Consider the following 26,115-nt stretch of genomic DNA (forward strand, 5'->3'; position numbering starts at 1 on the left):
GGAAAAGTGACACAGCGACAGAGAAAAAATGCCTCGGAGCTTATTTCAGGGGCTGTGAGACAAATGAACCTGTCCCCTTTGTCTCACCGGTTGATCTCGGTGAGGAACGCGTCGGCGTAGAGCTCGGCCTTCTTGGCGCCCACGCCGGAGACGCCGAGGAACTCATCGTGCGTGCGCGGCCTCTTGGCACACATGTCTACCAGCGACGCGTTGGAGAAGACGATGTATGCCGGGACGTTCTGCTCGCGCGCGAGCTCGCCGCGCAGGGCCGCCAGGCGCACGTAGAGCTCCTGGCCGGTGGCGTCCAGCTCGCTGACGTCGCTCGCCGCGCGCGCCTTCGCGGGTGCCGCGGGCACGCGCTCGACCTTGGGTTTGCCACGCGCCACCTTGAGGACGAAGGGCTCGTCCCAGGGCACCTCTCGCCGCAGGAACGCGCCCGAGCTCGCGGTGAGCGCTAGAGTGGGGTAGTCGCCGCCCACGCGCGCGAGCACGTCGCGGAAGACCAGCTCGTCGATTACGGCGCGCACGTGCGCCGCGGAAGCGTCCGCCATGATGCCGTAGGTGGAGAGCGTGTCAAAGCCACGCTGCCGGACCTTCTCGCCGCGCGAGCCGCGCAGCACGTCCACGACCATGCCGGCACCGGCGCTGCGCCCGCGCTGGGCGATGCGCGCCACGCAGCTCACGACCTTGAGGGCGTCCTCGGTGACGTCGGTCTCCTCGAAGTCTGCGAGGCAGTTGCCGCAGCCCCCGCAGTACGCGGGTGCCTCCTCGCCAAAGTAGCGCAGGATGTGGGCGCGCAGGCACTCCGTGGTGGTGGCGTAGAAGACCATCTGGCGCAGGCGCTCGGCGTCGCGCTCGGCGAGAAGCGCCACCTGCTCGGGCGAGAGGCCCTCGCGCGGCTCGCTGCGGGAGAGCAGGAACTCCGCCGTGTGGACGTCGCCGGGGGAGTAGAGCAGGAGACAGTCGGCGCGCGTGCCGTCGCGGCCGGCGCGCCCCGCCTCCTGGTAGTAGTTCTCCAGGCTGAGCGGCAGGTTGTAGTGGACCACGTAGCTCACGTTGGACTTGTCGATGCCCATGCCGAAGGCGTTAGTCGCCACCATCACGCGGGCACGGTCGTAGAGGAAGTCGTCCTGGTTGCGCTCGCGCTCGCCGGCCGCGAGCCCCGCGTGATAGCGCGTGGCGGCCAGCCCCTCGTCGCGCAGCAGCTCGCAGACCTCCTCGACGGCGCGCCGGCTCGAGCAGTAGACGATGCCCGAGCGCTCGGCCCGCTCGCGGCAGAAGGCCACGAGCGCACGGTCCTTCTCGGCACGTCCGCGTGGGCGCTCCACGGAGAAGAAGAGGTTGGGACGGTCAAAGCTGGCGAGAACCACGAGCGGGTTGCGCAGGGCCAGCGCCTCGCGGATGTCCCTGCGCACGGCACGGGTGGCGGTGGCCGTGAGCGCCATCACCGGCGGCCGCACGGGAAGGGCCTCCAGGAAGTCAATGATTCGCTGGTAGCTGGGCCTAAAGTCGTTGCCCCACTGCGAGATGCAGTGTGCCTCGTCCACGGCGAGCAGGCTCACGCCGCGCGCGGTCACCGTCTCCACGAAGGCGGGGTCGTCGAGGCGCTCGGGCGCCACGTAGAGCAGGCGCAGCGCGCCGGAGGCGACGCCGTGGAGCACGCTCGCGCGCTCGGGCGCGGCGAGGGTGGAGTTGAGGTAGCTCGCGGCCACGCCCATCTGGCGTAGTGCGCCCACCTGGTCGGCCATGAGCGAGATGAGCGGTGAGACCACGATCGTGAGGCCGTCGAGCGCAAGCGCCGGCACCTGGTAGCAGATCGACTTGCCTGCGGAGGTGGGCATGACGGCCAGCACGTCGCGGCCCGAGAGCGCGGCGTCCACGATCTCCGCCTGGTGCGGACGAAACTCCGAGTAGCCAAAGGTCTCGTGCAGTATGTCGAGCGGCGTGGGCATGCGCGCCTCCCTCGAGCGGACGGTTCTTCTTGCCTCCCCATTGTGCGCTTTTCGCGGAACGGCACGCCTCTCGCCGTTGCTTACGCATGGCTTACATTCGGGCCGTTTCGTGCCGGTAACCTGAGATGCTCGGACAACTTTTGCCGCTACCCCGAAACCGGGGCATGTCGTGCGCATTCTTTCACATGGAGGACACGATGAAACGGGACAGGGATCTGGTGGCTCGGGTCCTTGCCGCAAAGCGGGATCCCCGTTGTGCGGATGACCTGGTGCGCGACTATCTCCCGTTCATCAAGGCGGAGACCGCCAAGTTCATGGGTCGGTCGCCGCAGCAGGGAAGAGACGACGAGCTGGGGATTGCCATGTTTGCATTCCACGAGGCGGTGCTCTCGTACGACCGGGCGCGCGGGGCGTTCCTGGCGTTCGCGTCCATGAGCATGCGCCATCGTCTCTTGGACTTTGCGCGCAGGGAGCGTCGCCATGCCGACGTCATCTCCCTTGACGAGAGGCGCCCTGACGGCGGCGAGGGGGATGAGCGCGCGCTCGTGGAGACGATCGCCTCCGAGCGAGACGAGCTTGACGAGCGCCAGATGCGGGAGGCATCCCGTCAGGAGATCGCCCAGTTTGCCGCGGAGCTCGAGTCCTTCGGCCTGACCTTCCTCGACGTTTCCGAGAACTGTCCCAAGCAGCAGCGCACGCTCGAAGCGTGCCAGCGCGTGCTTGACTGTGCGCGCAAGAACCCGGAGCTGCTCGACCGCCTGCTGCAGACGAAGAAGCTGCCCATGGCGGAGCTCGCCCGCGGCGCGGGGGTGGAGAGAAAGACGATCGAGCGCCATCGCCGTTACCTCGTGGCCGTTCTTCTCGCCTTTACAAATGGGTTCGAGATCATTCGCGGGCACCTCCGAAGGATCGTCCCGGCAGGGGGTGATGGGCGATGAGCTACCTCGTCATGGAGTGCCATCCGGCCTATGCCGTGGTTCTGGACGAGCGGGGGAGATTCGTCCGCGTGCCCAACCTCGGATACGAGGTGGGACAAAGGCTCGATGACGTTGTGACCTTCGATGCCGCAGTCCTGTCGTTCGAGCAGACAAGGCCGAGAAGGGCGCGGCGGGGCCTTGCTGCGGCGCTTGCGGCGGCCGCGTGCCTGTGCGCACTTGTCATCGGCGGCTTTGCGGTATGGCAGACGCCCATCGGTACGGTCCACATGAGCATCAACCCCGAGGTCGACATCGACGTCAACCACTTTGACCGCGTGGTCGGGCTCGAAGGGGACAACGAGGATGGCGAGAAGCTCGTCGAGGGCTTCTCGTACTACGGGCGCACGATTGACGAGGTGTCGGACGATCTGGCGGTGCGCGCAAAGGAGCAGGGCTACCTCGTGCCCGGCGGGACGATTCAGATTACGGTTGAGTCCGACGACGAGGAGTGGCGCATCGCGACGGAGGACCGTCTCATCATCGAGCTCGAGGTGCACCTTGAGCAGCCGGTTGTTCCCGAGTCCGATACGGGCGAGGACAATGCCGCCACGCCGGCTGTGGAGGTCCCTTCCGAGCAGCCTGTGCCAGTAGAGTCCGACCCTGCGCCAGAACAGGTCGTTTCCGACGATGACGATGATGACTGGGACGACTGGGATGACGACGACTGGGATGACGACGATGACGATTGGGACGACGAGGACGACGATGACGACTAGCCGGGAGAAAAAAGTTTTAGTGTGACCCCGCTTTCGAAAAGGCACCCGCGCATTCTCTCACCGTACGGCAAGAAAAGGGCTCAACCACCAAGGAGGACATCATGAAGACCACGAGCCTGAAGATGAGGGGCATCATCGCGACCGCGGCCGTCGGCGCCGCTCTAGTGGCAACCCTGGGAGGGTGCGGAGCGGCTTTGGGAACCGCCCAGAGCACCCCGGCGGGAGCGTCTGCGGAGACCGCCTCGACGAGGGCGGCGGGCGTCCTGCTTCTGAGCGTCAACCCCGAGATTGAGGTCGAGTATGACGAGCGCGGCCTCGTGACCGAGGTCGAGGGCGTCAACGACGAGGGCAGGGGCATCGCGGACGGCTACAGCGGGTTCGAAGGCAGGGAGTGCCGCGAGGTCGTGTCCGAGCTCGTGACCGAGATTTATGAATCTGGGCACTTCAACCAGACGATCGACGGCCACGACCGCAACATCGTCGTCAAGCTCGAACAGGGATCGGAGTATCCCGGGGATGACTTCCTTACGGGCATCGAGAGCGACGTTCGCTCGACCGTTAGCGGCTTTGGTCTGCAGTCCGACACGCTCTCCGTTGCTCCCGAGCAGCTCGATGACCGCGGCTACATTGGCCTCGATGCCGCGAAGGACATCGTGCTCGCCCAGCTTGGTCTGAGCGAGGCGTCGTTCAACGACCACGAGTACGAGCTCGATGACGGCGTCTACGAGCTCGAGTTCACGTCGGGCGGCGTCGAGTACGAATACGAAGTCGACGCGAGGACTGGCAAGGTCCTCGAGGCCGACATCGACGGGAACGACGACTGGGACGACCGCGACGACTGGGACGATTGGCATGACGACCGCTACGACCGTGACGACGACTGGGATGACGCCGACGACTGGGACGACGACCGCGACGACTGGGACGATGACCGCGACGACTGGGACGACGACCGTGACGACGATCGCGACGACTGGGATGACGATCACGACGATGACGACGACCGCGACGACGATCGTGACGATGACTGGGACGACGACGATGACGACTGGGACGACGACTAACTGACGGCCCATACGTCCTCATCGGAAGGGCGGAGCGCTCCTGCTCCGCCCTTCTTGCTCTCGCCCCTAGAACAGCTCCGAAAGCCCCTTGGCCCCCGCCCGCGCGGCCGAGGCCGCGAGCTTGCCGAGCGCCGGCGAGAGCGCGTCGCGCGACTCCTGGTCGAGGTTGCGCGCGGCCTCGCCGATCAGCGCGGGCATGTCTGCCCCGCTGAAGATCACGGCGCCCATGCTCGGCGCGCCGGACGCCTCGAGTGCGCGGAAGAGCGCGTCTACCACGCGGGGCGTCTCCTCGGGCGTGAGCGACGCGAGCCAGTCGTCCATGAGCTCGTGCGTGAACACCGCCGAGGGCGAGAGCTCGTCGACGTAGACAAAGTCATCGCCGTTGACCTCCCAGGTGAAGACGCTGTGCTGCTCGGCGCCGCGCGCGGAGCTGCGGACCACGTGCGGCTCGATGGGCGTGTCCATGAGCATGCCCACCACGGACTCCTCGGGGACGGTGCGATGGATGAGACCGCGCACGCACTCGAAGTCCTTCTCGCCAAGGAACCCGGACTTGAAGCCGGGGCCGTCGTGGTCAAAGACGCACTCGATGCGCGCGCGAACATCCTCGGGCGCGCGCAGCGCCGCGTACGTGGCGAGGTTGCCGCCCTTGGAGTGTCCGCCCACGTAGAGGCGTCGCGGCAGATAACGGGCCACGGAGGCCAGGTAGTCCGCCGCCATGCGCTGCGCCGGCACCGGCGGGTCCACGGCCATGTCGAAGTTCTCGCGCCAGCCGGTGAAGGTGTCGTCGGTGCCGCGAAAGCCGATGTAGGCGAAGTCGCGGTCGTGCCCGGCGGGGGAGCGCCACACAAAGGTGGTCGCCGAGAACTGCACGCGCTCCGCCTCGTCGAAGCAGGAGGCGTAGTCCCGGAGCTCGAGGTCGCGGAAGCGCGGACTCGCCACGAGCGCCGCCAGCTCGCGCTTCACGCCCTCGGGGGCGAGGCCGCAGAAGAGCCCGTCAAAACGCTCGGCCTGCAGCAGGTCGGAGAAGCGCGCCGGACGGCTGGCCCAGGCGCGCAGGCGCTCCACGGCGCTCCCGCGCCACAGCGCGGCGGGGATGACGCCCTCGCCGCGCACCATGCAGAACTGGGAGAGCGCCGCCGAGTCCACCGGGCCCAGCGGGCGTTCGTCAAAGTCGTCGAGAGCCGTTTCCAGATAATCGAAGAGGTCCATGCGTCGCCTTTCTCGCTTCCTTTGAGATACCCGAATGCGCGGGCGCGAAGACCGGGACGCGCGAACGGCGTGACGGAACCGTGGTGAGTGCGGGCGAATGTTGACAGGGTAACAACCCCGTCGGTACTGTTGACCTGTCAACAAGCGAGGAGGAGGGCGTGCCGTGGAAGAGACCCGCTTCGAGGACTTCGTGGGCATCATCAGCGCCCTGAACAAGGAGATCCAGCGCATCAAGAACGCCGAGGCGCACCGCCTGGGCTTTCGCGGCGCGGACGTGATGTGCCTCTACTACCTCGTCCGGCATCCCGACGGCCTCACCGCCGCCGAGCTCGCCCGGATGGTGGACGTGAGCCGCGCCGCCGTTTCGCGCACCGTGGCGCACCTCGCCGAGGAGGGCTTCGTCGAGGTGGGGGGCTCCGACGAGGAGGCCTCTCGCTACCGCGCCCCCATCCGCCTCACCGAGAAGGGCTACGAGGCCGCGCGTCCGCTCGACGACATCATTCACCGAGTCCTCGACGAGGCCGGCGGGGAGCTCGCCCTGCGTCAGCGCATGCAGATGTACGATTCGCTCAACCACATCCTCGAGAAGCTCAGGACCTTCGGCCGCTAGCCGCGCCCGAGCCCGGCTGGGCGAAAGAAGGGAAGACCCATGGCTGTTCGCATCATCACCGACTCCGGCATCGACCTCCCCGGGCAGGCCGACCCGCGCCTCACGGTGCTGCCGCTCGGCATCACCTTCGGCGACACCACCTACGCCGATGGCGTCGACCTCACCAACGACCGCTTCTACGAGCTCCTCATCGAGAGCGACGAGCTCCCCAAGACGAGCCAGGCCACGCCCTTCGCCTACCAGGAGGCCTTCGAGCGGGTCCGCGCGGCGGGCGACGAGGCCGTGGTGATCACGCTCTCCTCCAAGCTCTCCGGCACCTACCAGAGCGCCGTGACCGCGGCCGCCGACTACCCCGAGGTCCACGTCGTCGACGGCAAGAACGTGACCATCGGCCAGACGATCCTCGTGCAGTACGCGCTGCGCCTCGTCGACGAGGGGCTTGGCACTGCGGAGATCGCCGAGAGGGTCGCCGCGGCGGCCGACCGCGTCTGCCTGCTCGCGCTTCTCGACACGCTGGAGTACCTGCGCCGCGGCGGTCGCATCCCCAAGAGCGTGGGCATGGTCGGCGAGGTGCTCTCCATCAAGCCCGTCGTGGGCGTGGAGGACGGCGAGGTCGTGATGCTCGGCAAGGCTCGCGGCTCCAAGAACGGCCGCAACCAGCTGCACCAGCAGGTCGAGAAGTACGGCATCGACTTCACCATGCCGGTCCTGCTCGGCTACACGGGCCTCTCGCAGAAGCTCCTGAAGAAGTACCTCGACGACAACCGCGCCATCTGGGAGGACAAGGTCGCCGAGGAGGACCTGCCCATCTGCTCCGTGGGCGCCACGATCGGCACGCACGTGGGCCCGGGCGCCATCGCGCTCGCCTTCTTCCGCAAGAACTAGGTGATTCGGCTCACTGCACGATGCGCATGACGAGCTGGATGAGCTGGTCTATGGGCATGGGGTCGTCGTCGGCCGTCCAGGTGCGGATGATCGCGAGGATGCCGGAGAGGTAGAACTCGCGCACGATGCCGCTCGCCCCTTCGTCCAGCCCCGCCTCGGGCAGGAAGAAGCGGTCCACGAGCGGGCTGATGATCTGCTTGAGGCGGTCGGAGAACGCGGGGTCGCCGTGCGGTCCGAGAAGGACGCGCGTGTAGTCGCGCGAGCGCTGCGCGAGGCGCAGGATGAGGCCCATGTGCTGCGAGAAGTCGAGCGTGTCGCCCTGGAGCAGGCGTCCCTGCACGAGCCGCTCGATGTTGCCGAGCACCGTGTCCTCAATCTCCTCGAGCAGCTCGTAGACGTCGTGGTAGTAGAGGTAGAAGGTCGCGCGGTTATAGCCGGCGCGGTCGGTGATCTCGCGCACCGATATCCGCTCGACGGGCCTCTCGGCGTAGAGCTCCCAGAACGCCTGGCGGAGGTTGGCTCGCGTCTGCTCGGTGACCTGCGGCTGCTTCTTCATGGCGGCCCCCTTAGGCTTTGTGGCGGCGACGAGAAGGGCGCGACACTTGAGGCGCGCTTGTCGAGCGCTGGTTCTTCTCGCCCGCCGACCCCAGTATACTTCGATTAGACAACACGCTGTCGAGCAATCGGAGCTGGGATGGCTTACATCGAGTTCACCGACGTCGTGCGCACCTACGGCGAGGGCGACGCCAAGATAAACGCCTTGGATGGGGCGACCTTCGAGGTCGAGAAGGGCGAGCTTGCCGTCATCCTCGGCCAGTCCGGCGCGGGCAAGACCACCGCACTCAACATCCTGGGCGGAATGGACAGCGCCTCCTCGGGGGTCGTGCGCGTGGACGGCCGCGACATCAGCCACGCGGGCGAGGACGACCTCGTCCTGTACCGGCGCGCGGACGTGGGCTTCGTCTTCCAGTTCTACAACCTCGTGCCCAACCTCACGGCGCTCGAGAACGTCGAGCTTGCCACGCAGATCTGCCCGGACTCGCTCGACCCCGAGGAGACGCTCGCCAAGGTGGGGCTGTCCGCGCGCCTGGCCAACTTCCCGGCGCAGCTCTCCGGCGGCGAGCAGCAGCGCGTATCCATCGCGCGCGCCCTGGCCAAGAACCCCAAGCTGCTGCTGTGCGACGAGCCCACCGGCGCGCTCGACTACCAGACGGGCAAGCAGATCCTGCAGCTCCTGCAGGACATGTGCCGCTTGGAGGGCATCACGGTTGTGATCGTCACGCACAACGCGGCGCTCGCCGACATGGCCGACCGCCTCATCCGCTTCAAGAGCGGGCGCGTCACCGCCATGACCAGGAACCCCGAGCCCAAGCCGATCGCGGAGATCGAGTGGTAGCGCATGGCAGCCCGTCGCGACACGTCAGCCTTTGCCAGGGGCATCCTGCGTACGGTGAGCGGGAGCCTCAAGCGCTTCGTGGCGCTGACCACGATCACGGCGCTCGGCGTGACGATGCTCGTGGGCCTGCGCGCCGCCTGCGTCGACCTGCGCAACTCGGCGGACCGCTTCTTTGACGAGCAGAGTCTCTTCGACGTGCGCGTTCAGTCCACGCTCGGCCTCACGGACGAGGACGTGGCCGCGCTCGCCGCGCTCGACGGCGTCGAGACCGCGGAGGGCGGCTGGTCCGAGACCGCCTACACGACGGTGGGCTCCGCGTCCGAGAAGGTCGACGTCAAGGCGCTCTCGTCGAGCGGCCTGAACGAGCCGCTCGTGCTGGAGGGGCGTCTGCCGGAGGCGGCGGGCGAGGTGGCCGTCACCCAGCGCTACCTCAAGGACTCCGGGCTCTCGATCGGGGACTCGGTGAGCTTCCACGGTGACGACGACCAGGACGACGACGCCGAGAAGGACGATGGCCTCGACGCGCTGGACTCCGGCTCGACCGAGGTCTTCGAGCGCGGCGAGTACACGATCGTGGGCTCGGTGCTCGACCCGATGGAGATCAACGCGGGCGAGGGCACGATGTCGTTCCGCTCGAGCGGCGGCTCGCAGTACTCGTTCTTCGTGGTGGCCGACGAGGTCATCGACCCGGACGTCTATACCGTGGCGTACGTCATGGTCGACGGCGCGGAGGCGCCGCTGTGCTACTCGGCCGAGTACGAGGAGATCGTCGACGAGGTGTTCCAGAGCGTCGAGGACGCGCGCGCCGAGCGCGAGCGCGCCCGCGGCGACCAGATTCGCTCCGACGCGAACGAAGAGGTAGACGAGGCGGAGGCCGAAGCGCTCGACGAGCTGGCCGACGCCGAGGCCGAGCTCGACGACGCGCAGCGGGAGCTCGACGAGGGGCGCGCCGAGGTGGCCGATGGCCAGCGCGAGCTGGACGAGCAGCGCGCGGACGCGATGGCGCAGCTCGACGACGCCCAGGCCACGATCGACGAGAGCCGCCGCGAGCTCGAGGACGGCGCGGCGGAGTACGAGGCGGGGCTCGCGGAGTATCGGGAGGGTCTCGCCGCGTATGAGGCCGCGCTTCCGGGAGCCGAGCAGCAGCTCCGCGACGGCCAGGCGGCCCTCGACGCCGCGCGAGGCAACATCGACGAGATCGTGATCGACGAGGACTCCGGCATGACGATCGGAGACCTCGAGGCGCGGCGCGACGAGGCGCAGGCGGCCGTGGACACGCTGCCGGGGACGATCGCCGGCATCGACGAGAAGGTCGGTGCTCTCGCCGACGGCCTCGACGCGCTGGCGTCCGGGCTGCAGGCGGCGGGCATGAGCGACCCCGGGCTCGCCGAGTCCGCCCGGCAGGTGCGTGACGCCTGGACGGCGGTTCAGGCCGTGGAGGCAGGCGACGCGGAAGCGGCTGAGGAGGCGACGGCGCAGCTCGAGTCGGCGATCGCGGGTGCCACGAACGCCCTCGGCGTCGTGTCTCAGGGTCTGGCGGAGCGGGTCTCGGAGGCCGAGAGCAGCCTCGAAGAGGTGACGAGGCAGATAGAGGAGCTCCAGGCGACGGACCCCGAGAGCCCCGACCTCGCGGGGCTTCTCGCCCAGCAGCAGGGGCTCCAGGGCATGCTCTCGACGCTCGGAGGGTACCAGAAGTCGATCGAGACCCTGTCGACGTCCCTGTCCGCCGTCGACCCGGCGCAGCTCGTGAGCGGACGGGTCCAGGCGGCTGCCGGCCTCGCGCAGGCTGAGGCGGCGCTCCCGCAGCTTGAGGCCGCCGTCGAGCAGGCGAGGGGTGCCGCCGAGGCTGAGTTTGACCGCCAGCAGGCGCTCATCGACCAGGGCTGGCAGGAGCTTTCCGACGGGCGGACCCAGCTCGAGAGCGCCCGCGCCCTTCTCGACCAGAGCGCCGCGCAGATTGCCGACGGTCGCGCCCAGCTCGCTGAGGGACAGGCCGAGCTCGACCGCCAGCGTGCGGATGCTCTGGAGCAGCTTGCGGACGCCCAGCGTCAGCTCGATGATGCGCTCGCTGAGATCGCCGACGGCCAGAGGGAGCTCGACGAGGGGCGCGCGACCTTCGAGCAGGAGCGTGACGACGCTCTGGCAGAGATCGCCGACGCGCGCGAGGAGATCGCGGACCTCCCCGACGCCACGTGGTACGTGCAGGACCGCTCGAGTCTCTCGAGCTACGCGAGCGTGGACTCCGACGCCTCCTCGATCGAGGCCATCGGCACGGTGCTGCCGATCGTCTTCTTCGTGGTGGCGGTGCTGATCAGTCTCACCACGATGACGCGCATGGTCGAGGAGGAACGCGGGCTCATCGGCGTCTACAAGGCGCTCGGCTACGGCAGCGGACGCATCCTCTCCAAGTACGTGCTCTATGCGCTGGCGGCGTGCGTGCTCGGCTGGCTCGTGGGCACGCTGCTCGGCTTCATCGTGCTCCCGGCCATCATCTTCACGATCTTCTCGACCATGTACGCGCTGCCGGGCTTCGTCTACGGCTTCGACGCGGTGTACTCGGTGGTCTCGCTCCTGCTCTTCACGGCCGGCATCGTGGGCGCGACAGCGCTCACCTGCCGCCACGAGCTGCGCGAGACGCCCGCCTCCCTCATGCTGCCCAAGGCCCCCAAGGCCGGCTCGCGGATCTTCCTCGAGCACATCGGGCCCGTCTGGCGGCGCATGAGCTTCCTGAACAAGGTCACGGCACGTAACCTCTTCCGCTACAAGCAGCGCTTCCTCATGACCACGCTCGGCGTGGCGGGCTGCGTGGCGCTGCTCATCACGGGGTTCGGCATCCGCGACACGGTGCTCTCGCTCTCGCCGCGCCAGTACGGCGACGCGGGCGTGGTCGGCTACGACCTCATGGCGGTGACCTCTGCCGACGACCTGGACTCCGTCGCCGACGACCTCGCCGCTGACGCGGGCGTCTCTGACCTCGTGCGCGTCTACATCGACAACCTCACCGTGAGCTACGGCGACGACAAGGAGACCGTGCAGCTCGTGGTGGTGCCGGAGGGGGAGAGCCTGGAGGGCTACGTGCGCCTTGCCGCCGACGACGGCTCCGCGGTCTCCCTGGACGAGGCGCAGGTCGCCATCACCAAGAACGCGGAGCAGGTCATGGGCGTCGTCGTGGGCGACGAGCTGGGCCTGCAGGACTCCACGCTCGCCGAGGGCACGGCCGATCCGGGCGCGATTGTCCTCAACTACCTCGGCAACACCCTCTACATGACCGAGACGGCCTATGAGGGGGCGTTCGGGGAGGAGCTCGAGCCCAACGGTCTTCTCGCCCACCTGACGGGTGACGCGGACGAGCAGGTCGCGCTCTCGGAGCGGCTCTCCGAGGACGGGCGTTATCTCTCCGTAGTCTCCACCCAGAAGCTCGTGAACGACTTCTCCAGCGCGTTCACGCTGATCAACACCGTGGTATACGTGGTCATCGTCCTGGCGGCGGCGCTCTCGTTCACCGTGGTCTTCACGCTGTCCAACACCAACATCTCCGAGCGCGAGCGCGAGCTCGCCACCCTCAAGGTCCTGGGCTTCAAGCGACCCGAGGTCCACCGCTACATCAACACCGAGACGCTCATCCTCACCGGGATTGGCGTGGTGATCGGCATTCCGCTGGGCTACGCCCTGGCGCGCAGCCTCACCTGGATTCTGCGCATGCCGTCGCTCTACTTCGACGTGGTGGTGGACCCGCTCACGTACCTGATCGCCGCCGTCATGGCCTTTGGCTTCACGATCGTGGTGAACCTCATCACCAACCGCGCGCTCGACCGCGTTGACATGGTCGGCGCCCTCAAGTCCGCGGAGTAGGCGGGGCGGGCGAGATCCGCCGGCCTTTCGGTGCCCCTGACGTCTCGAACGGCCCCTCGGATTGTCCCCAAAACGGGTTTGGGTTCAGAAAATGGAATCTGCGGGTATGTCGCGAAGAGAACCCGCAGGCAGATCGGTCGTTTCTATCTTGATATGTTCTGATGTCCGGAAAATCGAACCCAAACCCGAAAACGGTTTGGGTTCGAAAAATGGAGGCCGCTCAACAGCGCAGCCATTTGACCTGCGATTCTGCAAAACGGTACTTGGCAGACCCTCTGATTTCGAACCCAAACCCTATTTTGGGCAGGGCGGAGCGGCGGGAGGCCCCTTCCTATCCCTCGCGCTGGGCGAGGAAGGCGCGGGTGCGCTCCTCGCGCGGGTGGTCGATGACCTGCTCGGCCGGGCCCTCCTCCACGATGACGCCGCCGTCCATGAAGATCACGCGGTCCGCGACCTCGCGCGCGAAGCCCATCTCGTGCGTCACGATCACGAGCGTCATGTTCTCGGCGGCGAGCTCCTTGATGACGCGCAGGACCTCGGCCGTGAGCTCGGGGTCGAGGGCGCTCGTGGGCTCGTCGAAGTAGACGATGTCGGGGTGCAGGGCCAGGGCGCGGGCGATGCTCGCGCGCTGCTGCTGGCCGCCGGAGAGCTGGCAGGGAACCTTGTCCTCGTTGCCGGCGAGCCCCATCTTGGCGAGAAACGCCCGGGCCTCGGCCTCGGCCTCGGCACGGTCGCGCTTCTGCACGCACACGGGCGCGTCCATCACGTTGCGCAGCACCGAGAAGTGAGGGAACAGGTTGTAGTTCTGGAACACGAGGCCAAATCGGGCGCGCGCCGCGGCCAGGACGTTCTTGTCGCCATACGCGCCGTCGCGGGCCACCACCACGTCTTCGTAGGAGAGGTCGCCGCCGTCCAGGCGCTCGAGCAGCGTGAGGCAGCGCAGCAGCGTGGACTTGCCGCCTCCGGACGGGCCGATGATGGCCACGACCTCGCCGGGAGCGACGGAGAGCGAGATGTCGTGCAGGACCTCCACGTCGCCGAAGCCCTTGCGCGCGTGCGCGAGGGAGACGACGGGCTGGGCGCCCTTCTCGGCAGTGCTTTCGCTAGTCATGGTAGTAGCTCAGCTTTCTCTCGATGCGCCCGGCGACGAAGTCGATGAGCAGGTTGAAGACCCAGTAGAACGCGGCGGCGATGGCGAAGGGCGCCATGCTCACCTGGCTCGCCACGAGCTGCTTGGCTACGGTGAACATCTCGATGACGCCGATGGAGAAGGCGAGCGAGGTGTCCTTGACCAGCGTGATGACCTCGTTGGTCATGGACGGCATGATGCGCTTGACCACCTGCGGCAGCACGATGCGGCAGAAGGTCTGCGCGCGCGAGTAGCCCAGGACCTGGGCTGCCTCGTGCTGGCCGCGCGGGATGGACTGGATGCCGGAGCGGTAGATCTCCGCGAAGTAGGCCGCGTAGTTGACGACGAAGGCCACGATCGTGGCATACCACTTGCTGTCCGTGGTGAGCCGGATGCCAAAGACGTAGTACGGCACGAAGTAGATGGCGAACATCTGCAGCATGAGCGGGGTGCCGCGCATGATGGAGATGTACAGGCGGGCGAGAAGCGCGAGCGGCTTGAAGCGGCTCATGCGCGCGAAGGCCACGAGCATGCCGAGCGGCAGTGACCCCAGCAGGGTGAACGCGAAGATCTGGAGGCTCACGAGGAAGCCCTCGGAGAGCATGCCGGTCATGGTGAGGAGGTCCACGGTGTTCCCTTCATGGAAATGAGTCAAAAGGGGGCAGTCCCCTTTTGACTCATTGGGAGAAACGGCTGGTCTGGGCTACTCCAGGCACCAGTTGTCGTAGGAGATGCCGTCAGCGGCGTACTTGTCGCAGAGCTCGGCGACGAAGCCGTCCTCGTCCATGGCGCGCAGGGTCTCGTTGACCACGTCGGCGGTGGCGTCGTCGCCCTTCTTGAAGCCGACGGCGTAGTGCTCCTCGGAGAGGAACTCGTCGAGCTGGACGTAGGCGTCGGGCTTGGCGGCGAGCTGGTAGGCGGCGATGGAGAGGTCGCAGGCCACGGCGTCCACGGCGCCGGACTCGAGCTGCATGAAGGCGGTGTTGTACTCGCCGATGGTCTCGAGGCTGTCGAAGGTGGCGGCGAGCTCGGCCTGCGTGGCGTCCTCGCCGGCGAGCACGTTGTAGGCGGCGGAGTCGACCTGCGTGATCACTGTCTTGCCCGCGAGGTCGTCGAAGCTCGCGATGCCGGAGTCGGCACGCACGACGACGACCTGGCCGTTGATCATATACGGCTCGGAGAAGGTGTAGTCGTCCTCGCGACCCTCCATCGTGAAGCCGTTCCAGATGCAGTTGATGGCGCCGCTGTCGAGCATGGTGTCCTTGGCGTCCCAGTCGATGGGCTCGAGCTGGACCTCCCAGTCGTTGCGCGACGCGACCTCCTGGGCGAGCTCGAGGTCGAAGCCGGTGTACTCGCCGTCGTCGCCGACGTAGCCGTAGGGCGGGTAGGAGGAGTCGAAGCCAACGATGAGGGTGCCGGTGTCGACGGCGCCGGTGCCGGCCGTGGTCTCGTCGGTGCTGGGATCGGCGTCCTCGCCGGCGGCGGGGGCTCCGCCGCAGCCGACGAGCGTGGTGGCGGCGAGGCCGGCGGTTGCGAGCGAGGTGAGGACGAACGACCTTCTGTCGAGCATGACGGTTCCTTTCACGAGGCCCTTCTCGGTCGGGCACTTTACTCTACTAAAGCGTAGGGCAGAATATACGCTTTAGTCTGGTGGAGTGCAAGGCGGTTTTCACGCTGGAAACAGAGGGGCTGTGGTACCATGCGGCCTCACGTGGAACGGGGGAGAGGAACGACATGGGGCTCGTCGAGCTGCTGCTCATAGCCGTGGGGCTTTCGATGGACGCGTTTGCCGTGTCGATCTGCCGCGGGCTGGGGATGCGCCGGCTCAACCTGCGCACGGCGGCGGTGCTCGCGCTCTTCTTCGGCGGCTTCCAGGCGCTCATGCCGCTCGTCGGCTGGGCGCTCGGCAGCCAGTTCATATGGCTGATCGGGCCGGTCGACCACTGGGTGGCGTTCCTGTTGCTCGCGTTCATCGGCGGCAAGATGCTGTGGGAGGCGCTCCACGAGGATGCGGAAGACGGGTGCGAGTGCGAGGACACGAGCGCCATCGACCTGCGCGAGTTCCTCATCCTGGCGGTGGCGACCTCGATCGACGCCCTGGCCGCGGGCATCTCCTTCGCCGCGCTCAACGTGGACATCGTGGCGTCCGTCTCGCTCATCGGCGCGATCACGTTCGCGCTGTCGCTCGTCGGCGTGGCGGTGGGGCATTTCTTCGGCGCTCGCTACGAGAGGCCCGCGAGCGTCGTGGGCGGCGTCGTGCTCATCCTGATCGGCTTCAAGGTGCTGCTGGAGCACCTGGGCGTGCTCGCGCCCTGAGCGAAGGCAGATTGCGGCGGGTCCTGTGTCACTTTTCGGCTCTTCTGAGTAATAAAGTCGAGCAATTCGGCGAATCAACACCGAGCCGCCGGCGTTTCCGCAGGTGAGCAGGACATAAAACAGTGAATTGCACGATTTGAAAGCGCGCATCCACTCAGACGGGCGAAAAAGTGACACAGGACGAGCGAAATAATGCCTTCAGGTCCTGTCGGACCGCTACAGGCACGCCTCGGCGATGCGGCGGCGCAGCTCGTCGACGCCCAGGCCCGTCTCGGAGGACGTGACCACCACCTGGTCGCGGTCAATGCCCAGCTGGCGCGCGATGGCGGCCGCCTGCTGCGCCTGCTTGGAGCGGCCGAGCTTGTCCGCCTTGGTGAGCGCCACCACGAAGGGCAGGCCGCTCTCCTGCAGGAAGGCGACCATCTCGTGGTCCAGGCGTTGCGCGTCGTGTCGGATGTCCACGAGGGCGATCACCAGGTTGAAGCTGCGCTCCTGTGCAAAGTAGCCGGAGATGAGGTCAGCCCAGCGCTGCTTCTCCTTCTGGGACACCTTGGCAAAGCCGTAGCCCGGCAGGTCCACGAAGCGGATGCCGTCCACCTCGAAGAAGTTGATGTTGGCGGTCTTGCCCGGCGTGGCGGAGACCTTCACGAGCCCCTTGCGCCCGAAGAGCTTGTTGAGCAGCGAGGACTTGCCCACGTTGGAGCGCCCGGCCACCGCCACCTCGGGGGTGGTGGAGGCGGGGAGCTGCGCCACGGTGCCGTAGGAGGCCTCGAAGCGCGCGGTCTGGTAGTTGATGCCGGCCATGGCGTCCCTTCGCGTCTGGGTGGGTCCCCATTGTATCCGTAAGGGCGGCCCTATCCCGCGAGGCCGGCCACCACGCTCGCCAGGGCGATCACCACGCCCACGATGGACTCGCCGCCGAGCACGCCGGACGCCAGGACCACGCCCTTCTCCTCGGAGTCCTCCACGCCGCGCGCCGTGCAGACGCGCTCGTAGACCCATCGCACGCCCGCGCCGAGCGCCGCGGTGAGCGACATGTAGAACGGCAGGTAGACGCCCAGGCCGAACATCATCGCCGGCAGCCCCGCCCAGTAGAGGGCGACGCCGCCCAGAAGCCCGACCACAAAGCCCGGCACGCTCGGGATGCCCGAGACCATCGTCGCCACGACGCTCGCCTGCGCGGAGACGAACATCTGCCCGGAGCCGAAGGCCCCCGGCCCGTACGCGGAGAACAGCGTGACGAGCACCGCCACGGAGACCACGGTGCCCAGAAGCGCGCCGATCGCCTGGCCGACCCACATGGCACGCGGGCTCGTGCCGATGATCGCGCCGGTCTTGAAGTCGCTCATGACGTCACCGGCCAGGCCGCAGGCCACGGCCACCACGCCCGCCACGTAGAAGAGCTGCACCTGGCTCGCGTCAGAGAACGCCGCCACGGCGAGAAGCACGATGAGGCCGAAGATCTCCATCGGGTCGATGCCGGTCTGGCCCACGGACTGCGCGCTCATGATCGTGGTCACGAAGGCGAGAAGGACCACGACCACGGCGACGACCGGGCCCAGCCCGAGCCCGATGCACACGAGCAGCGCGGCGGCGGCCACCATGAGGGCGAGCGTGCCGACCTCGAGGCGGCTGCGCCGGCCCTTCTCGCCGTCGCGCGTCCCGCGCCCGCGAAGGAGCCGCGCCGCGTGCGGCAGGATGTCCTTCAGCACGACGCCCGCGCCGGAGCCCATCATGAGGCCCATGCCCAGGCTGGACACGATGCCCTGCGCCGTGGTCACGTCCCAGAGACCGACGGAGCTGCCGCCCACGATGATGCCGAAGTTGCCGACGAGCGCGCCGAGGAACCAGAACGCCACCGCGAAGCCGCCCACGAGGAAGCCCACGGAGAGCATCTGCGGGGAGTTGTAGATCGCAAAGCTCACGCCGGGGATGGGGAGCTGCGCCACGAGCGAGGGCATCAGGCCCAGCGCGTCGCGCGCCACGCACCACAGGCCCGCCAGGCCCATGGAGCCAAAGAGCCGTCTGCCGGTGACCCCGCCCGTCTTGGTGGCCATGAGGGTCTCGGCCGCGGCGGTGCCGATGGGGTACTCCAGGTCCGACTCGTCGACGAAGCGCCGGCGGATCGCCGCGGTGCAGACCAGGCCCAGCAGCGTGCCGGCGAGCGCCACGAAGAGCATTTCCGCCCAGCTGACCTCGTCGGCCAGCCCGAGCATCCAGATGCCGGGGATCGTGAACGCCAGGCCGCCCGCCACCATGGAGCCGGCCGACATCACGATCTGCGTGACGTTGGCCTCGTTGAGGCTGCGGTGCCCGAAGGCCCTCAGCAAAAACAGCGCGACGATGGAGGTGAAGATCGTGGGCCACGGCAGCGCGCCCATCTTGAGGGCGGTGTAGACCGATGACGCGGTGATGATGACGCAGCCGACGCAGCCGATGACGATGCCCACGGGGCTCAGCTGCGCGCGCCAGGAGGCGCGATCGCCAGACTCGCTCATTAGGTTCTCCTTCGTATATCCGCTCCCCCTTGGCGGGAAGTCGGGTTACTACGGACTGCTAGAGTATAGGGCGAGAGCCGGCCCGCGTGCCCGAGTATTTTGGAGGACCCATGACACAGAGCGCCGAGAAGAACGTGCTTGCCGTCGACGTGGGCAACACCGTCACGAGGCTCGGGCTCTTCTCGGGCGAGGAGCTCTCGGGCACCTTCGAGCTCACGACGCCGGAGCGCCTCACCGCCGACGAGGCCTGGCTGCGGCTCGACGAGATCCTGGGCATGCTCGGCGTCGAGGAGCTGCAGGGCGCCATTCTCGGCTGCGTCGTCCCCACGCACACCGACGCCTGGCGCCAGGCGCTCGCCTCCGCGTGCGAGACGCGCCCGCTCGTGGTCGGGCCCGGGCTCAAGACCGGCATCCGCATGCGCTACGACGACCCCTCCGAGGTCGGCGCCGACCGCGTGGCCGACGTCATCGCCGCCCGCGAGACCTACGACGCCCCCGTCGTGGTCGTCGACCTGGGGACCACGACGAACTTCGAGGTGGTGGACGCGGAGGGGACCTTCGTGGGCGGCATCATCGCCCCGGGCGTGGCGCTGGGCGCCCGCTCGCTCGCCGCCGCCGCGGCGCGCCTGCCCATGATCGAGCTGCGCGCCCCCGCCTCCGTGATCGGCCGCAACACGCGCTCGGCGATGCAGTCGGGCGTGGTGCTCGGCGAGGTCGCCCGCATCGACGGTCTTCTCGACGAGATCGCCCGCGAGCTCGGCGAGGACGCGGCGATCGTCCTCACCGGCGACGGTGCCCGGGCGATGGCGGCACTCCTGGCTCACGAGACGCAGGTCGACGAGACCCTCACGCTGCGCGGCCTCCACGCCCTCTGGCTCACCAACCAGCGCGGCTGAGGCCTACTCGTAGTACGCGACCGTGTCCCCGCACATCAGCGTGTGGGCCGCGTCGAGCGCGGAGACCAGCGGCTCGAGCGCACCGAGGTTGGAGCTCATGTCGGTCATGACCACCATGACGTAGGCCCCGGTGTCCGAGAAAACCACGCCGGCGTCGTTGGACGCGGGGATGTCCCACTTGTCCGTGGGGTACCAGCCTGCCTTGCTCCACACCTCGACGTCGCCCCGCAGCACCTCCGCAATGGGCGAGACGGTCGTCTGCGCGAGGTAGCCGGCGAGCTCGTCCGCGCCCTTCTCGTCCGAGGTCCCGAAGTCGTAGATCTCCTCCCAGACCGAGGCGAGCGAGCCCGCCGTCACGTGGGGATAGATGTAGTGCACGCGCGGGCGCTCGAAGGCGAAGCCGCTCACGTCCTTGTACCAGGACTCGAAGGCCTCGTAGCCGTAGGTGTCGGTGAGCTTGTCGTAGGCCTCGTTGTCGGAGTTGATGATCGCGTCGGCGACCTCGGAGGACAGCTTGCCGGCGCCGCCCTTGGCCTCGTAGAGCCAGGTGCAGAAAGCTGCCTTGATCGAACTCGCGGGGTACATGGCCGCGTCGGCGTTGTAGGTCACGCCCCGGCGCGTCTCCAGGTCCAGTAGCACCACGCTCACGGTGAAGCCGTCCTCCTCGAGGGCAGCGACCTCGTCCTCGACGGCGGCAAGCTCGGCGGAGCCGAGAAACGCCTCAGGTGCCGTGACGGTGAGGCCGGCGTCCGTCGTCGAGGTGCGCGTGGGCGCCTCCGCCATGGTCACGGGCTGGGCCGGCTTGTCGGAGAGGGCCTCCTGCTCCTCCGACTCCTCCTCCGGGAGATCGGCCGGCTCCTCGACCTCGGCGGGCTCGAGGTCCGCCGTGAGGCGGGGGAGCAGAGTGACGCCGGCGACGACGCCAACGGCGACGAGCGCGACGACGAGCAGCGCTATGGCGATGCGCTTCCTCATGGGACCTCCAGACGCTCACATTGTCGCACACGGGCGTCGGTCCGGCGCGCTCTTCTCGGTGACCGCCCGCCCTCCTCCTGGTATGTACACTGTTGCGAAATTAATACGGTACCATGCGATCATAAATACGCAGGTCAGCGCGCTGGCGAGAAGAACATCAATCTCGCAACAGTGTACATACCCTGAGGGGGAGAGGGGGAGAGGGGGAGAGGGGGAGACGGGGGCGGGGGAGGTGCTCGGGAGCCGTGTAGATGTTGTGCCAGCCCCAGTTTCTGCACAGGTTGTGCAATACTACGCACGCTGTGAAATAACGTCGAAAGGCACTCATGCAGGAATGCGTGCTCAGCACCGATAGGCGCAGCATCCGCACCCGCCAGGCCCTCCGCGCGGCGCTCGCCCGGGAGATCGTCGAGGCGGGCGACCTGTCCCGCGTCACCGTGACCGCGGTGACCGAGCGGGCGGGCGTCACGCGCCGCACGTTCTACTCGCACTTCCGCGACATCCCCGACCTCGTGAACCAGATCGAGGAGGACACCCTGGCGGAGCTCCGCGCCCCGCTCGCGCGCCTGGCCTCCTGCCGCCTGGACGACCTGCGCGCCGCCCTCGACCGCGGGCTTCCCGCGCCCGGGGCGACCGAGCTCCTCACCTGCGTGCGCGATCGCGGCGACTACCTGCGCCCGCTGCTGGGCGAGGGCGGCGACCCGGCCTTCGCCGGGCGCATCAAGAAGCTCGTCTACGAGGTCGTGGGGCCGCGCGCCCTCGACGGGCTCAACCTGCGCGCCCTCGGGCCGCTCTTCGACTACTACCTCACCTTCGCCATCTCCGCCGAGGTGGGCGTGCTGCTGCGCTGGCTGGACGGCGGCATGCGCGAGAGCGTGGGCATCATGGCCCGCCTCATGACCGCGCTCATGTTCGTGCGCCCCGGCGACCTCTACGACAACCCGATCGACCTTGACCTGCCCAGCTTCGCCCTTGCCGCGATGTGCTCCGAGGAGGACAACTGATGACCAAGACCGCAGACTCCATCCAGGCCGAGAAGAGCGCGCGCAAGCCGCTCGAGCTCAAGGCGGACGGCGCCGAGCTCTCCCCGGCGCGCCCCACCGACTTCAGCCACGCGCACCTGCGCCTGGGCATCGACGTGGGCTCCACCACGGTGAAGCTCGCCGTCATCGACGACAACGACAACCTCGTCTACGCCAACTACGAACGCCACCACACCGACATCCGCGCCACGGCGAAGGAGCTCTTCGCCCGCGCCCGCAAGGTGATCGGCTCGGCGCCCATGCGCGTCTCGATCACCGGCTCCGGCGGCATGCTGCTCGCCAACTGGCTGGGCCTGGAGTTCGTCCAGGAGGTCATCGCCTCCAAGCGCGCCGTCGAGACGCTCATCCCCCAGACCGACTGCGCCATCGAGCTCGGCGGCGAGGACGCCAAGATCATCTACTTCGACAACGGCATCGAGCAGCGCATGAACGGCACCTGCGCCGGCGGCACGGGCGCCTTCATCGACCAGATGGCCTCCCTGCTCCACACCGACGCCTCCGGCCTGAACGAGCTCGCCAAGGATGCCACGCAGATCCACCCGATCGCGTCCCGCTGCGGCGTCTTCGCCAAGTCCGACGTCCAGCCGCTGCTCAACGAGGGCGCCAAGCCTGCTGACATCGCGGCCTCCATCTTCCAGGCCGTGGCCAACCAGACGGTCTCGGGCCTCGCGTGCGGCCACCCCATCCGCGGCCACGTCGCGTTTCTCGGCGGCCCGCTCCAGTACCTCTCGGAGCTCCGCAAGCGCTTCTACCTCACGCTCAACCTCGACGACGAGCACATCATCGTCCCCGAGAACGCCCATCTCTTCGTTGCCACAGGCGCGGCGCTCGCCGGCGAGTCCGAGAAGTACGTCACCTTCGACGAGGTGATCCGCCTCCTCGAGGAGCTCAAGGACGTCCAGGGCTCCGAGGTCGCGCGCCTCGAGCCGCTCTTCGAGTCCGAGGACGACTACCGGGAGTTCAAGGAGCGCCACGACAAGCAGGTGGTCCCCAAGGGCGACCTCGCCACGTACCGCGGCCGCGTCTTCATCGGCATCGACGCCGGCTCCACCACCATGAAGTGCGCCGTGGTCGGCGAGTCCGGCGAGCTCCTCTACACCTGGTACGGCAACAACAACGGCGACGTGCTCGGCACCGCCCGCCACATCATGGACGGCATCTACGACCGCCTGCCCGAGGGCTGCACGATTGGCCACGTGACCACCACCGGCTATGGCGAGCAGATCCTCATCGAGGCCCTACGCGCCGACTCCGGCGAGATCGAGACCGTCGCGCACCTGCGCGGCGCCAAGGCCTTCGTTCCGGACGTCCAGTTCATCCTCGACATCGGCGGCCAGGACATGAAGTGCCTGCAGGTCAAGGACGGCGTCATCGAGCACATCATGCTCAACGAGGCGTGCTCCTCGGGCTGCGGCTCCTTCATCGAGAGCTTCGCCGTGTCCATGAACATGTCGGTCCAGGAGTTCGCGCAGGCGGCCGTGGGCGCCAAGAGCCCCGTCGACCTGGGCAGCCGCTGCACCGTCTTCATGAACTCCCGCGTCAAGCAGGCGCAGAAGGAGGGCGCGACGATCGGCGACGTGGCCGCGGGCCTCTCCTACTCCGTCATCAAGAACGCCCTCTTCAAGGTCATCAAGCTGCGCGACTTCGACGAGATCGGCCAGTGGTGCGTCGTCCAGGGCGGCACCTTCATGTCCGACGCCACCCTGCGCGCCTTCGAGGTCCTCACCGGTCGCGACGTCATCCGCCCGGACATCGCGGGCTGCATGGGCGCCTACGGCGCGGCCCTTCTCGCCCGCGACCGCGCCGGCGCGTACGGCACCTCCCGGCTGCTCAGCCGTGAGGAGATCGACAACCTCCAGGTCAAGCACACCAACGTCCACTGCGGCCGCTGCTCCAACAACTGCCTGCTCACGATTAACGACTTCGGCGGCGGCCGCCGCTTCATCACGGGCAACCGCTGCGAGAAGGGCGCCGGCGGCTCCAAGGCCAAGAAGAACGAGGCGCCCAACCTCTTCGAGTTCAAGAACAAGCTGCTCTTCGACCGCCCGGTGCTCGACCCCGAGGACGCGCCGCGCGGCACCGTGGGCATCCCGCGCGCCCTCAACATGTACGAGAACTACCCGTTCTGGCACGCGTTCTTCACCAAGCTGGGCTTCTCGGTGGTGCTCTCGGACCAGACCTCGGCCAAGACCTACGACGCCGGCATCGAGTCCATGCCGTCCGAGAGCGTGTGCTACCCGGCCAAGCTCTCCCACGGCCACATCATGAACCTCATCGACAAGGACCCGGACTTCATCTGGATGCCCTGCATCCGCTGGGAGCGCCAGGAGGACGAGGGCGCCACGAACCACTACAACTGCCCGATCGTCATGAGCTACCCGCAGGCGCTCGGCCTCAACGTCGACGAGCTGGGCGGCGACTCCAAGATCGAGTTCCTCGCCCCGTTCATCCCCTACGACAAGAAGAAGGAGCTCAAGCGCCGCCTCTACGAGCTGGTCTCCGAGCAGCGCGAGAAGGACGCGGCGGCCGGCCGCGGTCGCGTGCGCGGTGCCCACATCACCCGCGCCGAGGTCGACGAGGCCGTCAACGCCGCCTGGGACGCGGACCTCGCGTTCAAGGACGCCATGCACCGCGCCGGCGACGAGGCCCTGCGCTGGATCGAGGAGCACGACGCCCACGGCATCGTGCTCGCCGGCCGCCCCTACCACAACGATCCCGAGATCAACCACGCGATCCCCGAGCTCGTGCACTCCTTCGGCTTCGCCGTGCTCACCGAGGACTCCGTCGCGCACAAGATGAGGCCCGAGCGCCCCATCCGCGTCATCGACCAGTGGATGTTCCACAGCCGCCTCTACCGCGCGGCGCGCTTCGTGGCCTCCCGCAACGACCTGGACCTCATCCAGCTCTTCTCGTTCGGCTGCGGCCTCGACGCCCTGACCACCGACCAGGTCCAGGAGATCCTCGAGGCCTCCGGCAAGATCTACACCGTCCTCAAGATCGACCAGGTCTCCAACCTGGGCGCCGCCCGCATCCGCATCCGCTCGCTCATGGCCGCGCTGAAGGAGCAGCGCGAGGAGCTGCGCCGCGAGGCCAGCCGCGGTGAGATCCGCGAGGTCGAGCCCGTGGGCGTCCACAACGCCGACGGCTCGCTCGAACGCGCCCGCGCCACGCAGGATGGCCGCGTGCCGGTCTACCGCGAGGCCGCCAGCGCGGCCTTCGAGAAGGTCCGCTACACCGAGGAGATGCAGAAGGCGGGCTACACGATCCTCGTGCCGCAGATGGCGCCGATCCACTTCGACCTCATCGAGGAGCTGTTCAAGAGCTCCGGCTACAACGTGGTGCTGCTGCCCTCCGTGGACCAGGGCGCCGTGGAGGCCGGCCTCAAGTACGTCAACAACGACATCTGCTATCCCTCGATCCTGGTCACGGGCCAGATCATGGAGGCCGTGCTCTCCGGCAAGTACGACCTGTCGCGCCTGGCCGTGGTCATCACCCAGACCGGCGGCGGCTGCCGCGCCACCAACTACATCGCCCTCATTCGCAAGGCCCTCAAGGACTCCGGCCACCCGGAGATCCCGGTGATCAGCCTCACCGCGGCCTCCGGCCTGGACGAGAAGAACCCCGGCTTCAACGTCCTCAAGGACCCCGGCCTGCTCGTCAAGGCCGTCTACGCCCTGCTCTACGGCGACCTCATCATGCAGCTGCTCTACCGCGTGCGCCCCTACGAGGCCGAGGCCGGTGCGGCGGACGCGCTCTACGACCGCATGATGGCCGACGCCAAGGGCGTGATCGTGGGCGGCGGCCGCAAGCGCTTCTACGACCTCTGCCAGCGCACCGTCGACGCCTTCGAGGCGCTGCCGCTCGTGAACGACCGCTCCAAGCCGCGCGTGGGCGTGGTCGGCGAGATCCTCGTCAAGTTCCACCCCACGGCCAACAACCAGGTGGTCAAGGTCATCGAGCAGGAGGGCTGCGAGGCCAACGTTCCGGGTCTGGTGGACTTCTTCCTCTTCGGCATGACCAACGCGATCAACACCAACGCCGAGCTCGGCACCAAGGCCACGAGCCGCCTCTCGCACATGGCGGGCATCAAGCTGGTCGAGGGCTTCCGCGAGCCCATCAACAAGATGCTGGCCAAGACCACGCGCTTCCAGCCCTATCCGGACATCTTCGAGCTGGCGGCCAAGGCCGAGCAGGTGCTGTCGCTGTGCAACACGATGGGCGAGGGCTGGCTGCTCACGGCCGAGATGTGCGACCTCATCGAGACCGGCACGCCCAACATCGTGTGCTGCTCGCCGTTCGCGTGCCTGCCCAATCACGTCGTGGGCAAGTCCGTCATCAAGCGCCTGCGCCAGATGCACCCGGAGAGCAACATCGTGGCCGTGGACTACGACCCCGGTGCCTCCGAGGTCAACCAGCTCAACCGCATCAAGCTCATGATCTCGGTGGCCAAGGAGAACTACCGCAACAATCGCGGCGGCTTCCGCCTGGAGAACCCCGACGACCCGACGTACGGCGAGGACTACGGCATCCCGCTCTCGGCCGACCAGCGCGCGCGCCTGGCGGAGATCCGCTCCCACGCCGGCGTCGACTAGGG

Annotated in this window: 20 protein-coding genes; 11 read left to right on the forward strand and 9 right to left on the reverse strand. The window is 67.8% G+C overall.

Annotation, left to right across the window (positions count from 1 at the left end; translation table 11 throughout):
- Positions 1-83: 83 nt before the first annotated feature.
- Positions 84-1,952 carry a DNA helicase RecQ gene (gene recQ / locus INF26_RS01480; protein WP_193528962.1) on the reverse strand — a complete coding sequence of 623 codons (1,869 nt, stop codon included), beginning with the start codon at positions 1,950-1,952 and terminating at the stop codon, positions 84-86.
- 197 nt (positions 1,953-2,149) lie between these two features.
- Between recQ and INF26_RS01485 the strand changes: the two genes are divergently transcribed.
- The 3 genes from INF26_RS01485 to INF26_RS01495 all read left to right on the forward strand — a co-directional run bounded on the left by INF26_RS01485 (position 2,150) and on the right by INF26_RS01495 (position 4,709).
- The gene (locus INF26_RS01485; protein WP_193528963.1) at positions 2,150-2,890 is read left to right on the forward strand and encodes a sigma factor; all 741 of its coding nucleotides are present in this window, start codon (positions 2,150-2,152) and stop codon (positions 2,888-2,890) included.
- Entirely contained in the window at positions 2,887-3,645 is a 759-nt protein-coding gene (locus INF26_RS01490; protein ID WP_193528964.1) for an anti-sigma-I factor RsgI family protein, read from the forward strand. The genes INF26_RS01485 and INF26_RS01490 overlap by 4 nt, the downstream gene beginning before the upstream one ends.
- A 101-nt stretch (positions 3,646-3,746) precedes the next feature.
- Positions 3,747-4,709: a PepSY domain-containing protein gene (locus tag INF26_RS01495; RefSeq protein ID WP_193528965.1), complete on the forward strand. Its 963-nt coding sequence runs from the start codon at positions 3,747-3,749 to the stop codon at positions 4,707-4,709.
- 66 nt (positions 4,710-4,775) lie between these two features.
- Here INF26_RS01495 and INF26_RS01500 read toward each other — a convergent pair whose 3' ends face one another.
- Positions 4,776-5,921 (reverse strand): Mbeg1-like protein, encoded by a 1,146-nt coding sequence (locus INF26_RS01500; protein WP_193528966.1) that lies wholly within the window; start codon positions 5,919-5,921, stop codon positions 4,776-4,778.
- A 163-nt stretch (positions 5,922-6,084) separates the two neighbouring features.
- Between INF26_RS01500 and INF26_RS01505 the strand changes: the two genes are divergently transcribed.
- Both INF26_RS01505 and INF26_RS01510 read left to right on the forward strand, forming a co-directional pair.
- A complete protein-coding gene (locus tag INF26_RS01505) occupies positions 6,085-6,531 on the forward strand; it encodes a MarR family winged helix-turn-helix transcriptional regulator (protein WP_193528967.1) in 447 nt (148 codons plus the stop codon).
- A gap of 39 nt (positions 6,532-6,570) precedes the next feature.
- On the forward strand, positions 6,571-7,416 hold the full coding sequence (locus INF26_RS01510; RefSeq protein WP_193528968.1) for a DegV family protein: 846 nt from the start codon (positions 6,571-6,573) through the stop codon (positions 7,414-7,416).
- Positions 7,417-7,426: 10 nt separating this feature from the next.
- On the opposite strand, the gene INF26_RS01515 is transcribed toward INF26_RS01510, so the two are convergent.
- Positions 7,427-7,972, reverse strand: a complete 546-nt coding sequence (locus INF26_RS01515) for a TetR/AcrR family transcriptional regulator (protein WP_193528969.1) — start codon at positions 7,970-7,972, stop codon at positions 7,427-7,429.
- Positions 7,973-8,110: 138 nt separating this feature from the next.
- Between INF26_RS01515 and INF26_RS01520 the strand changes: the two genes are divergently transcribed.
- Both INF26_RS01520 and INF26_RS01525 read left to right on the forward strand, forming a co-directional pair.
- A complete protein-coding gene (locus INF26_RS01520) occupies positions 8,111-8,812 on the forward strand; it encodes an ABC transporter ATP-binding protein (protein ID WP_193528970.1) in 702 nt (233 codons plus the stop codon).
- Between the two features lie 3 nt (positions 8,813-8,815).
- Positions 8,816-12,664, forward strand: a complete 3,849-nt coding sequence (locus INF26_RS01525; protein ID WP_193528971.1) for an FtsX-like permease family protein — start codon at positions 8,816-8,818, stop codon at positions 12,662-12,664.
- A 331-nt stretch (positions 12,665-12,995) separates the two neighbouring features.
- On the opposite strand, the gene INF26_RS01530 is transcribed toward INF26_RS01525, so the two are convergent.
- The 3 genes from INF26_RS01530 to INF26_RS01540 all read right to left on the reverse strand — a co-directional run bounded on the left by INF26_RS01530 (position 12,996) and on the right by INF26_RS01540 (position 15,363).
- Positions 12,996-13,775, reverse strand: coding sequence for an amino acid ABC transporter ATP-binding protein (locus INF26_RS01530; RefSeq protein WP_193528972.1), 780 nt, complete (start codon positions 13,773-13,775; stop codon positions 12,996-12,998).
- Positions 13,768-14,421, reverse strand: a complete 654-nt coding sequence (locus tag INF26_RS01535; protein ID WP_332307277.1) for an amino acid ABC transporter permease — start codon at positions 14,419-14,421, stop codon at positions 13,768-13,770. Before INF26_RS01535 ends, INF26_RS01530 begins: the two co-directional genes overlap by 8 nt.
- A gap of 75 nt (positions 14,422-14,496) precedes the next feature.
- Positions 14,497-15,363 carry a transporter substrate-binding domain-containing protein gene (locus INF26_RS01540; RefSeq protein WP_193528973.1) on the reverse strand — a complete coding sequence of 289 codons (867 nt, stop codon included), beginning with the start codon at positions 15,361-15,363 and terminating at the stop codon, positions 14,497-14,499.
- A 164-nt stretch (positions 15,364-15,527) separates the two neighbouring features.
- Between INF26_RS01540 and INF26_RS01545 the strand changes: the two genes are divergently transcribed.
- The gene (locus tag INF26_RS01545; protein ID WP_193528974.1) at positions 15,528-16,109 is read left to right on the forward strand and encodes a manganese efflux pump MntP; all 582 of its coding nucleotides are present in this window, start codon (positions 15,528-15,530) and stop codon (positions 16,107-16,109) included.
- Between the two features lie 216 nt (positions 16,110-16,325).
- On the opposite strand, the gene yihA is transcribed toward INF26_RS01545, so the two are convergent.
- Positions 16,326-16,913: a ribosome biogenesis GTP-binding protein YihA/YsxC gene (gene yihA / locus INF26_RS01550; RefSeq protein WP_193528975.1), complete on the reverse strand. Its 588-nt coding sequence runs from the start codon at positions 16,911-16,913 to the stop codon at positions 16,326-16,328.
- A 50-nt stretch (positions 16,914-16,963) separates the two neighbouring features.
- Complete coding sequence (locus INF26_RS01555) at positions 16,964-18,607, reverse strand: OPT/YSL family transporter (protein WP_193528976.1); 1,644 nt, start codon at positions 18,605-18,607, stop codon at positions 16,964-16,966.
- Between the two features lie 110 nt (positions 18,608-18,717).
- Between INF26_RS01555 and INF26_RS01560 the strand changes: the two genes are divergently transcribed.
- Positions 18,718-19,503, forward strand: coding sequence for a type III pantothenate kinase (locus tag INF26_RS01560; RefSeq protein WP_193528977.1), 786 nt, complete (start codon positions 18,718-18,720; stop codon positions 19,501-19,503).
- A gap of 3 nt (positions 19,504-19,506) precedes the next feature.
- On the opposite strand, the gene INF26_RS01565 is transcribed toward INF26_RS01560, so the two are convergent.
- Positions 19,507-20,478, reverse strand: coding sequence for a serine hydrolase (locus INF26_RS01565; protein WP_193528978.1), 972 nt, complete (start codon positions 20,476-20,478; stop codon positions 19,507-19,509).
- 338 nt (positions 20,479-20,816) lie between these two features.
- On the opposite strand from INF26_RS01565, the gene INF26_RS01570 reads away from it, so the two are divergent.
- Both INF26_RS01570 and INF26_RS01575 read left to right on the forward strand, forming a co-directional pair.
- Positions 20,817-21,482: a TetR/AcrR family transcriptional regulator gene (locus INF26_RS01570; RefSeq protein ID WP_332307278.1), complete on the forward strand. Its 666-nt coding sequence runs from the start codon at positions 20,817-20,819 to the stop codon at positions 21,480-21,482.
- Entirely contained in the window at positions 21,482-26,113 is a 4,632-nt protein-coding gene (locus INF26_RS01575) for a 2-hydroxyacyl-CoA dehydratase (protein ID WP_193528980.1), read from the forward strand. Before INF26_RS01570 ends, INF26_RS01575 begins: the two co-directional genes overlap by 1 nt.
- Positions 26,114-26,115 lie beyond the last annotated feature (2 nt).

The sequence above is a fragment of the Thermophilibacter gallinarum genome (assembly GCF_014982725.1).
Classification (GTDB): domain Bacteria; phylum Actinomycetota; class Coriobacteriia; order Coriobacteriales; family Atopobiaceae; genus Thermophilibacter; species Thermophilibacter gallinarum.